General features: G+C 59.3%; 8 protein-coding genes. 5 read left to right on the top strand and 3 right to left on the bottom strand.

Going from position 1 to position 11,091, the window contains the following annotated elements:
- Positions 1-649: 649 nt before the first annotated feature.
- Positions 650-1,801 carry a 3-phosphoglycerate dehydrogenase family protein gene (locus H8S45_RS15195; protein ID WP_054328511.1) on the bottom strand — a complete coding sequence of 384 codons (1,152 nt, stop codon included), beginning with the start codon at positions 1,799-1,801 and terminating at the stop codon, positions 650-652.
- Between the two features lie 58 nt (positions 1,802-1,859).
- Positions 1,860-2,951: a 3-phosphoserine/phosphohydroxythreonine transaminase gene (gene serC / locus H8S45_RS15190; protein WP_054328510.1), complete on the bottom strand. Its 1,092-nt coding sequence runs from the start codon at positions 2,949-2,951 to the stop codon at positions 1,860-1,862.
- Between the two features lie 244 nt (positions 2,952-3,195).
- On the opposite strand from serC, the gene H8S45_RS15185 reads away from it, so the two are divergent.
- The 5 genes from H8S45_RS15185 (at position 3,196) to H8S45_RS15165 (ending at position 10,486) form a co-directional block, all read left to right on the top strand.
- Positions 3,196-4,665, top strand: coding sequence for an aminotransferase class I/II-fold pyridoxal phosphate-dependent enzyme (locus H8S45_RS15185; RefSeq protein WP_186950484.1), 1,470 nt, complete (start codon positions 3,196-3,198; stop codon positions 4,663-4,665).
- Positions 4,662-4,985 carry a cyclic-di-AMP receptor gene (locus tag H8S45_RS15180; protein WP_054328507.1) on the top strand — a complete coding sequence of 108 codons (324 nt, stop codon included), beginning with the start codon at positions 4,662-4,664 and terminating at the stop codon, positions 4,983-4,985. Before H8S45_RS15185 ends, H8S45_RS15180 begins: the two co-directional genes overlap by 4 nt.
- A complete protein-coding gene (locus H8S45_RS15175) occupies positions 4,982-5,860 on the top strand; it encodes a DNA polymerase III subunit (RefSeq protein WP_054328506.1) in 879 nt (292 codons plus the stop codon). The genes H8S45_RS15180 and H8S45_RS15175 overlap by 4 nt, the downstream gene beginning before the upstream one ends.
- A 19-nt stretch (positions 5,861-5,879) precedes the next feature.
- Complete coding sequence (locus H8S45_RS16685) at positions 5,880-6,974, top strand: PSP1 domain-containing protein (protein WP_147574614.1); 1,095 nt, start codon at positions 5,880-5,882, stop codon at positions 6,972-6,974.
- 248 nt (positions 6,975-7,222) lie between these two features.
- Positions 7,223-10,486: an S-layer homology domain-containing protein gene (locus H8S45_RS15165; protein ID WP_186950482.1), complete on the top strand. Its 3,264-nt coding sequence runs from the start codon at positions 7,223-7,225 to the stop codon at positions 10,484-10,486.
- A gap of 56 nt (positions 10,487-10,542) precedes the next feature.
- Here H8S45_RS15165 and H8S45_RS15160 read toward each other — a convergent pair.
- Positions 10,543-11,091: hypothetical protein (locus H8S45_RS15160; RefSeq protein ID WP_186950480.1), on the bottom strand; the 549-nt coding region annotated here is incomplete at its 5' end.

The following is an 11,091-nucleotide window of genomic DNA, read 5'->3' as shown; positions in this document are numbered from 1 at the left end:
AGCGCCGTCAGCATGTTCACGGCGTCCTTGGCCTGGATATCGGCCTCGTCCGTGAACGCCGCACCGGCAAACATGGTGAACGCGCATGCGAACGCCAGTACCAGTGCGAGAACCTTTTTGAGATTCTTCATGGGGTTTTTTCCTCCTTTAAAATTTTCAGGCGATTGCTCGCCCTTATTACGTTGACAATCATACCATGCGGGAATAAATGCGTCAAGAAGATTGCGTGAAGTGTAACAAACGGGTAATATTACGCATCCGTGACTGTCACAAAATACGAAAATTACGGGATTATATATAATAAGGTAAGCGCGCTGCATGGATATGCGCGTTTCGCGTGCTGTGTTACGACGCCCGCTCGAACATCTGTACCGGGGGGTATACCGTCTTTTTCCATAAAAATCATACAGGGGATAGAATAACCATAAAACTGGATTTGTCAAGGGGAAGTGTTCCACCCGTCTCCGCCGCGCGGGGGCAATCCGGCGGACGCGGGCGCGATCGGATGCAGGGCGGAAAAGGGCGCATTTTGTCGTCCGGCGGCAGCAGGAAACCCCCAAACCGGCTGGTTTGGGGGCTGATTTCCTCTGTTTTGACCGGAATCACGGCTTTAGAGCCGGTGAACGTGCGGTCATTTTTGATTTTTCGTTCAGATGGTGCGCACCGAGATCATTCCGTCGATCGCGCGGAGGGCTTCGAGGTTGGCTTCGGTGGGCTGCTCGGCCGCGTCCACGATGGTGTAGGCGTAGTCGCCTCTGGAGCGGTTGCCCATGTTCTCGATGTTGCACTTGACCGCCGCGGTGATGGAGGCGATCATGTTCGGGATGTTGCGGTGGATCATGCAGATGCGGTAGCCGCCCTCATACGGCACCTTGAGGTTGGGGAAGTTGACCGAATTGCGGATGGTTCCCTTTTCGAGGTAGTCCACGATTTCCTTGACCGCCATTTTCGCGCAATTGTCCTCGCTCTCCGGCGTGGAGGCGCCGAGATGGGGCAGCGTGACCGCGTTTTCCTGCGCAAGGATCGCGTCAGAGGCGAAATCGGACACATACGCCGCGACTTTGCCGCTTTCGAGCGCGGCAGCCATGGCCTGCTCGTCAACCAGCTCGCCGCGGGCGAGGTTGACGACGCGCACGCCGTCCTTCATCTTGGCGATCGCCTCCGCGCCGATGATGCCGCGGGTGTCCGCGAGCAGCGGGACGTGTACGGTGATATAATCGCAGTTGGCGAAGATCTGGTCCAGCTCGGTCACATGCTTGACCGAACGGGACAGCGCGAGCGCGCCGTCAACCGAGAGGAACGGGTCGTAGCCCCAGACCTCCATATCCAGGCCGACCGCGGCGTTGGCCACCTTGACGCCGATCGCGCCCAGTCCGATCACGCCGAGGCGCTTGCCCGCGATCTCAGGGCCGGCGTAGGTCGCCTTGCCCTTTTCCGCGGCGGGGCCAATGTCCGGCGTGCCGGCAAGGCCCTTGACCCAGTTCGCGCCCTGCACCACCTTGCGGGAGGCGAGCAGCAGCGCGCAGATGACCAGCTCCTTGACCGCGTTGGCGTTCGCGCCAGGGGTGTTGAACACCACGATGCCCTCTTCGGCGCAGCGGTCGAGGGGGATGTTGTTCACGCCCGCACCCGCGCGCGCGATACACTTGAGGCTTTTGGGGAACTGCACGTCGTGCAGCTTGGCCGAGCGGACAAGGACCGCGTCATAGTCCTCAAAATCCTCCGAGCAGGCATAGCCCGCCGGATCGAGCTGATCGAGGCCGATTTTGGAAATTTTGTTATACAGCTTTACGTTAAACACAGGAATCAATCCCCTTTACTCTTTTGGAATGGACGGGCGCGGCGGGCGCGCCCGCGGATCAGGCGTTTTCCGCCGCGAATTTCTTCATGAAGTCGATCAGGTGCTCCACGCCCTCGACCGGCATCGCGTTGTAGATGGAAGCGCGCATGCCGCCGACCGAGCGGTGGCCCTTGAGGTTGCTCATGCCCGCTGCCGCGGACTCCTTGGCAAATTTCGCGTCCAGCTCGTCGTTTCCGGTGCGGAAGGTGACGTTCATGTGGCTGCGGGACGCCTTTTCCGCGACCGCCTTGTAGAAGTCCTGGCCGTCGAGGTAGTCGTACAGCATGCCGCTGCGCTTGGCCGCCAGCTCCTGCATCGCCTTGACGCCGCCCATCTGCTCGACCCACTCGAGCACGAGGCCCAGCACATAAATGCCGTAGGTGGGGGGCGTGTTGTACATGGATTCCTTATCCGCCATGGTCTTCCAGTCCAGCATGACCGGATACTTCTCCAGCGGGTAATGGCCTAGCAGGTCCTCGCGCACGATGACCACGGTCACGCCCGCGGGGCCCATGTTCTTCTGCGCGCCCGCGTAGATTACGCCGTATTTGGAAACGTCCACCGGCTTGGAGAGGATGTTGGACGACATATCGGCCACGAGCGGCACGCCTGCCGGGGTTTCGGGGTCGTACTGGTACTCGGTGCCGTAAATGGTGTTGTTGGCGCAGATGTAGAAGTAATCCGCGTCCGGACGGATGTCCAGCTCGCCCTGCGTCGGCACGCGGTCGAAGTTGCCCTCCTTGGAGGAGAACGCGACATGGATGTCACCGAATTTGACCGCTTCCTTATAAGCGTTGTTGGCGAAGTTGCCCGTGATGGCGTAATCCGCCTTGCCGGTGCGCATCAGGTTCATCGGGATGGCCGCGAACTGGGTCGTCGCGCCGCCCTGCAGGAACAGCACCCGATAGTTCTGCGGGATGGAGAGTACGCGGCGCAGCGCGGCCTCGGTTTCCTTGATGATCGCGTCATATACTTTAGAGCGGTGACTCATCTCCATGACGGACATGCCGGAACCCTTGTAGTTCAGCATTTCGGAGGCACAGCGCTCAAGCACGGGTACCGGAAGCATGGACGGGCCTGCGGAGAAATTGTAGATACGATTGTCAGCCATAGTGAATAGTTACCTGCCTTTCAAATTTCAACATGCTGTTCCAAAAAAGAACGCAGTATTCATTATAATATAAGGGAAAGATATTTACTACGGGAATATAGCCCAAAAATCCATCTGAAAAAGACGAATGTCTGCACATTATGGACAGAGCGTGTGCGGAAGGATTTGCCAAGCGCCCCGCGCGCATGCTATAATAACAAAATACCAGAAGCGTGGGCATGCCAGAGAAAGGGGGCCGCGGCCCATGTTCCATCACAAAAAAAGAGCCCGGGCGCCGCAGCTCACCCACCGCCAGATCAACCGGCTGATGCCGTTCACGGGCGCGCCGCTGTTCCACGCGCTCCAGCTGCTTGCGACCGGCGATTCCGCGCGCTTCCATATGCCGGGGCATAAGGGCGAGCCGCTGTTCAACAGCTATGCGGAGATATTCGCCATCGATTTCACCGAAACCTACGGCACGGGCAACCTGTACCTGGGCGACGGGCCGATCCGCGACGCCGAGGTCGCCGCGGCGCGCTATTTCGGCGTGGACGACTGCTTTTTTCTGACCGGCGGCTCGACCCAGGGCGTCCTCGCCATGCTTGCGGCCGCCGTGGGGGAGGGCGGCAGCGTGCTGCTGGACCGCGAATGCCACAAGTCGGTCTGCTACGCCTGCGCGCTGCTGGATATCACACCGCATTTTATCTCCGCGCCGCTTATCGAGCCGTTCGCGGTGTCGGGCGCGCTGCCCGTGGACGCGGCCGAGCGGGCGCTGCTCGACCATCCGGAGATCCGCGCCGTGCTGCTCACCTCTCCCACCTATTACGGCGTGTGCCGCGCGATACCGGCGTTCGCGGATCTGTGCCGCGCATACGGCAGGCTTCTGCTGGTCGACGGGGCGCACGGCGCGCATTTTCCGGCGCTCGGCCTGCCCGCGCCGGTCGCGGAGGGCGCGGACATGGCGGTGCTCTCCATGCACAAAACGCTGCCCTGTCTGGGGCAGGGGGCGGTCCTTCTGGCCGGCGCGGGCGCGGATAAGCGCGCGCTGCGCGAAAATACCGCGCTGTTCGGCACTTCCAGCCCGTCATACCCGATCATGGCGTCCATCGACCTGGCGCGCGCCTACACCGAAGGCCCGGGCCGAGCCGCCTACCGCCGCGCGGCGGAAACCTGCGGCGACCTGCGGGATTATATCGCGCGCCGCACCCGCTTCACACCGTTGGCCGAGAGCGATTTCCCCGCGCTCGACCCCTGCCGCCTGACGGTCTGCACCGCGGGTACGGATATCACCGGCCGTCGCCTGGCCGACATGCTTTGGAGCGAATACGGCGTGGCCTGTGAGATGGCGGACGACCGCAACGCCGTGTTCATTCTGACCGGCGCGGATACCGGCGCCTCGATCTACCGCCTGCGCCGCGGCCTGCGCTGCCTGTCCGGCCGGCGACGGGAGGAGCCGCTTTCCTTGGCGGCCGCGCCCTTCCCGCCCGCCGCGCGCGTCATGCCCGTGCGGCAGGCGTGGTTTTCGCACACCGGCCGCGTCGCGCCCGCTGCGGCCGAGGGGCTGGTCTGCGCGCGGCCGGTCACGCCCTATCCTCCCGGCGTGCCGCTGCTGTGGCCGGGGGAGAAAATTACACGGGCGCACATTGAACTTATTCGGGAAAGATGGTACAATGAAATAGAAGAAATCACCGTGGTTATCTCGCAGCAGAGCGGAAAAGGGGGACACCTTTTATGAAAATGGTACTTGCGATCATCAATTATGATGATGCACAGGACGTAATCAACAGCCTGATGAAAGCGGGCTTTTCCATCACCAAGCTGGCGACGACCGGCGGCTTCCTCAAGGCCGGCAACGTCACCATCCTGATCGGACTGGAGGAATCCAAGCTGGACGCCTGCTTCGACATCATCCGCGAGCATTCCTCCTCGCGCAAGCAGATCATCCCGACCACCGCCGAGCTGGGCATGGGCTTTTTCCCATCCACGCCCGTACAGGTCGAGGTCGGCGGCGCGACCGTGTTCGTGCTGCATGTCGAGCGGTTTGAAAAGCTTTGATCTCGTTTGACAGTCTGCCGGGCAACACGGCGCTCAAAAGCAGCCTGCGGAACGCGCTGTCCGGCCGTTTCCCGCAGACCGTCCTGCTTTCCGGCGACGATCCCGACGGGCTGAAGACGCTTTCCTGCGTCCTAGCCGCCGCGATCCTGTGCGAGAGCGGTGGGCCGAGGCCCTGCGGGACCTGCCTGTCCTGCCGCAAGGCGGAGCAGGGCGTGCATCCCGACCTGATGATGATCGATGCGGGCGACGAGGAGCTGAAGGTCGATCTCGCGCGCCGCATTAAGGCGGAAAACGCGATCGTCCCCAATGACGGGGCGCGGCGCGTGACTGTGATCTGCCACGCGCAGAACCTCAACCCCATGGCGCAGAACGCACTGCTCAAGGAGCTGGAGGAGCCGCCGGGCTATGCATTTTTCATCCTGGCCGCCGAACAGCCGGACGCTCTGCTGCAGACCGTGCGCTCCCGCTGCACGAAATTCGCGCTCGCGCCGGCCGGCGCCGCGGTTTCGGATGAGGAGGCGGCCGCGCTGCTCGCGCCGTATCTGGCCGCTGTGGCCGCGCAGCGCGAGGAGCGGATGATGCTGGCCGCGCTGGCGCTCGAAAAAACGCCGCGCCGGACGCTGATGGGTGTGCTGGGCATTCTGCAGGCCGCGTTGCGCGACGCTGTGTTTTTCGCCAAAGCCCTGCCGCAGCCGCCTTTGCAGCCCGCGCTGGAAACCGAAGCGCGCGCTCTGGCACGGACGGTACCCGCCAGCCGCCTGCTGGCGGTATATGACTGGATTGGAGAGCTGATCGGTCGGATCGGCCGCAACGCCGCGGCGGCGGCAGTGACCTGTGCGCTGACAAGCGATGTATACCGCATCTGCTTTCTATAATATAGGAGGATATCAGCTTTTGACTACAATTATCGGAGTCCGTTTCAAGCCAAACGGAAAGATGTATTATTTTGACCCGCAGGACATCCCTGTGGAAACAGGGACGGGCGTGATCGTGGAAACTGCGCGCGGCCTGGAGTACGGCGAGTGCGTGCAGGCGAACACCGACGTACCTGACCAGACGGTTGTGCAGCCGCTCAAACGCATGCTGCGCGTGGCGACCGACGCGGACCGAAAAACGCTCGAGCGGAATAAAAAGCGCGCGGACGAGGCGTTTATCGTCTGCAAGCGCAAGATCGAGGAACGCGGGCTGGACATGAACCTGGTCACGGTCGAATGTACCTTTGATATGAACAAAATGCTGTTTTATTTTACGGCAGATGGCCGCGTGGACTTCCGCGAGCTGGTCAAGGATCTGGCCAGCGTATTCCGCACCCGTATCGAGCTGCGGCAGATCGGCGTGCGCGATGAAGCGAAGATGATCGGCGGCTTGGGCACCTGCGGCCGCGAGCTGTGCTGCTCCTCTTATCTGGAGGACTTCCATCCGGTTTCGATCAATATGGCCAAGGATCAAAACCTGTCGCTTAACCCTGCCAAAATATCCGGCACCTGCGGGCGGCTGATGTGCTGTCTCAAATATGAGCACGAAGCCTATGCCGAGCTGCAAAAGGTCACGCCCAAGCAGGGCAGCGTGGTGGATACGCCGGAGGGGCGAGGAAAGGTCATTTCCACGCAAATGCTGCGCGGCACCTGCAAGGTGCAGCTGGACGACAGTCCGGAGCATTCCCTGACCGAGTTCCAGTGCGCAGATTGCTGCGTGGTGAAGGGCGCCTGCCGCAACCGGCAGAACATCGCCGCGCTGGCCGAGGAGCGCCGCAGGCGGGAGGAAGCCGAATCTGTCCGTCCGCCGCGCGCAGAGCGGTCTGCTCAGCCGGACAAGCCCGAACGCGCCCCCTCAGCGGCAGAGCCTGCCGCGCCGGAAAGCGCTTCGGCTGCCGAAGGCGCAACCGGCGACGCCCCCAAGCGCCGTCGCAGACGCGGCGGACGCCGCCGCAGGAAATCCTCCGGTGGGGAAGCGCAGGCGTATCACGAAGAGAAGCCTGTAGAAGAATAAAATACGCCCCTCTTATAAAAGAGGGGCGTATTTTTATAATTATTCTTTTGCATGAATGAATACTCAAATTCCGACTGTTAAGACATGGAAATATAATCCAGGAAGTTCAAAATCAAAAATAAAAATAATAGTTGCAATTATGACCGATCCGTGCTATAATGCGGCATCAAAAAACATCAAAAAATTATTTTTAATGCCATCAGAAAAAGGTTCTCGCACTGGTACTGGCGTTCGCATGCGCGTTCACCATGTTTGCCGGTGCGGCGTTCACGGACGAGGCCGATATCCAGGCCAAGGACGCCGTGAACATGCTGACGGCGCTGGGCGTAATCGAGGGCGACCCCGATGGCTCCTTCCGTCCGGACGCAACCGTTACCCGTGCGGAAATGGCGAAGATGATCTTCGTTGTCCGCAACAACTCCATTGACGACTCGGCTTACGAGAACAACTCCTCTAAGCTGACCGACATCAACAGCCACTGGGCCAAGGGCTACATCAAGTTCTGCGAGTCCCAGGGCATCATCGCCGGCTACGGCGACAACACCTTCAAGCCCGACGCGACCGTAACCGGCGTGGAAGCTGCGAAGATGCTGCTCGTTCTGGCAGGCTACGACGCTGACAAGGCTGGTCTGGTAGGCCACAACTGGTCCACCAACACCCTGCGTTACGCTGGCTCCGCCGGCCTGCTGGACGACGTCAACTCCGGCCTGGAGCAGGGCCTGCCGCGTCAGTACGCCGCGCAGATGATCGCAAATACGCTGGACACCAACCGCGTGAAGTGGTCCACCGACTCCGATTCCTTTGACGATATCCTCAACGGCGGCGTCAAGGAAACTGTCGGCTCCGCTTACATGGGCCTGTCCTACGACTACGGCACCCTGACCTCGATCGAGACCGACTCCCTGACGATCAAGATCGATGCTGACTACGACTCTGATAACTACCACAACTCCGACCGTAACTACAGCAACGGCGACCTGGTCAACTTCACCAAGGTTTCCGAGGACTACACCTCCCTGCTGGGCCAGAAGGTCAAGGTCATGTTCAAGGATGGCAAGACCAACAATGTCCTCGGCGTTTACGCGGTTTCCGACAACACCGTTTACAACACCCTGATGAAGAATGTTGAGCTGGACGGCCAGAAGCTGAAGTTTGAAGGTTCTTCCTACTCTGTGGACAGCACCAAGTCGATCGACCTGACCTTTGTCGGCATTGACGGCGTTGAAACCGACACGGTTGCGTACACCTACTTTGACAAGGATGCTGCTGCGAATGAGCACGACACCAATGGCAACACCTCCTTGGCTGAGGTAACCTTTGTTGACTCCGACGGCAACAACAAGATCGACACCGCGATCGTATTTGAGAAGATCGGCGGCGAAGTGACCAACGTTGCTTCCGACAAGATCACCTTTGCCGGCAAGTCCTACAAGTTTGCCGATGAAATCATCGATGAAGAGCTGGAAGCGGACGATTACGCGGTAATGTCCTACAGCATGTACGAGGACTGCAAGGAAATCGTCAAGGCTGACATTGTCACCGACGAGCTGGAGGGCAGCAAGAACAAGACCTCGGATAACGGCAACTACAGCCAGTACGAGATCGCCGGCACCTGGTATAACATCGACACCACGGACAGCGACACCGGCTATGAGAACGTATCCGTAGGCGACACCGTTAAGGCGTATGTTGCCAACGGCGTTATCCTGAACGTTGACACCGACGACGGCACGGGCGCAATCCCGACCAATGTCGCGGTTGTTGTCGGTAACGGCAGCGGCTCGACCACCCTGTACGGCGATCAGGTCAAGCTGCGTTACTTCGACGGCACGCTCAAGACTGTCACGATCGACAGTGATAACAGCATCGCAGGCAACGACACTCAGCTCGGCCGTGCGTACAAGGTTTCCGGCAGCGACAGCGCTACCAAGCTGGAAGAGCTGAAGAACCAGAAGTACAACGGCTACCTGGCGCTGGTCTATGGCAGCGAAGACGCTAAGAACGTTGCACTGGGCAGCAACAACACGATTGCCGGCAAGCGCGTCGCGGACGACGCTGTGATCGTTGTTTGGGACGAGAACGGCTCCTCCAAGACCATCACCGGCAAGCAGTTCAACAACCTGACCTCCTCCGCTGATCTGGTAACCACCAAGGGCGCTGGCGCGGTATTCACCAAGGATTACAACGGTCTGGACCGTGTCCGCTTGGCCTCTGTTGAGGTTAAGTCTGGTTCTACCATTGGCGATATCTCCGGCACCTCCAACGATAACTACGGCTACATCACCGCGGACGCGGTTGAGCGCAGCAACGGCGACGTCACCTACACCCTGTGGAACGGCTCCGAGAACCTGACCGTTAAGGAAGAGAACGGCACCGCGAGCGACCGCGCCAAGGGTACCGTGATTGGTTACGGCAGCATCGATGCTGACGGCTACATCCAGGATGTTGACGACACCTACGGCCTGCTCAAGAGCGTAAGCAACACCACGCCGAGCCAGAGCAACCTGGCGGTAGGCGCGAACAAGGCTTCCACCACCCGCTCCATCTCGGTTGGCGACAACCAGCTGAACGTCACCGCGGACACCAAGGTACTCGTGATTGACTCCAGCGAGGACGACGACGCGATCGGCCAGGAATACATCTACGGCACGACCACGCTGCGCAAGGCTGACAAGGATGTTAACGACGATTACATGAACAACGTTGCATATATCCTTGACGAGGCTGTGGTTGATGGCGAGGCTGATCTTGAGCTCCTGATCATCGACAACACCGGCAAGTTCGATTGGATCGACGATGGCAGCGACGATGGCGATGATGACGACGAAGACAATACTTCCACCTCTGCTGGCGTTACTGTAACCAAGGATATGGCTGGCGATGCGATGACCTATGGCCAAACGTCCGACACGGAGACCCTGTCCGCGAACGTGGAAGGTCTGAAGGGCTACTACGCTGAGGTATCTATCGTTGATTCTTCCAAGGCTGATGCAAGCAGCAAGTTTACTACATCTGTTGTAGTAGATGGCTCTGGCTCGCAGGTTACCACCAACGATGTTGCAACGATAAATGTTACTATCACCAACGATAAGTCTGCGGATGCTGGCAAGTACACCATGACCCTGAAGATTGGCAGCAAGACAGTTGTCCGCGACTTTACGGTTGCAAAGGCTAAGATTTCCACCCTGACTCCGGATTCTGTTACCGCTCCGACTTCGAGCGCGTTGACTTCGAGCCCAGTTGCACCGTCCATTACCTTTACCGATTCGACTTATGGCGCTCTGGTAACCGCTACTGCGGATCCGGCCAACTGGGTTGAAACCGATGTAGCTGGTGCTGATGGAACTTGGGAAGCTACTGACGAGGCCACCGCAACCTATACGCTGGCAATCACTAGCCCGAACTACGAATTTGATTCCACCGTCACAGTTACAACGACCAACATGAATAGCCCCAAGAGCGCTACTATTTCTGGCAACACTCTGACTATCGTTTACACTTTGGCTTCTTAAAATTTTCAGAGTATAGAAAACCCCTCTCGAAAGAGAGGGGTTTTCCCTTTTGTACATTACTTGAACACGATATACCGATACGGATTTGCCACACTGTCCTCCGTGTTGGTGCAGTTGAGCATGCCTTTCACCTCAAAGCCCGTGGAGGTGACAACTAAATGATATGCTGCGATATCTGGCATTGCAAGCTCCATGCGCTGGGGATTATCTACGTTGCCAATCCATCTGGCGTTTGCAACCAGCACGGCTTTGGGTTGGTAGCCTAAGCGGATTGCTTGCGTATTCTTTTCACCGTTGCCGTTATAGCTGCCAAGATAAATCTCGCATTTCTGTGCCTCCACCTCGGTCAGACGGGTATCCAGTGCGGAAACAGCCGCTTCCCGCGCCTCGCTTTCGGTATTAAGCGACGTCTGGGTTGCTTTCGCGTCCAGCTCGGCGGCAAGCTCCTCTGAGAGCATCTCCCGATCGATCGTGTCCCCGAACGTATCCACCACGATGCCCTCCACACGCGCCTCCAGCCGCGAAGCCTCGTCGCAGATTCCGTTCACCGCCTGCCGCAGCTCCTCCGGACTGCTGTCGAACCGCGCTTTCAGCTCGTTTGCCGG

Origin of the sequence: Agathobaculum faecis, assembly GCF_014287995.1 — a bacterium.
GTDB lineage: Bacteria > Bacillota > Clostridia > Oscillospirales > Butyricicoccaceae > Agathobaculum > Agathobaculum ammoniilyticum.
This window is presented reverse-complemented; position numbering and strand designations above follow the sequence as displayed.

Coding starts and splice junctions, on each gene's coding strand:
- serC (WP_054328510.1), bottom strand. CDS start 2,951: ATGGCTGACAATCGTATCTACAATTTCTCCGCAGGCCCGTCCATGCTT.
- H8S45_RS15185 (WP_186950484.1), top strand. CDS start 3,196: ATGTTCCATCACAAAAAAAGAGCCCGGGCGCCGCAGCTCACCCACCGC.
- H8S45_RS15180 (WP_054328507.1), top strand. CDS start 4,662: ATGAAAATGGTACTTGCGATCATCAATTATGATGATGCACAGGACGTA.
- H8S45_RS15165 (WP_186950482.1), top strand. CDS start 7,223: ATGTTTGCCGGTGCGGCGTTCACGGACGAGGCCGATATCCAGGCCAAG.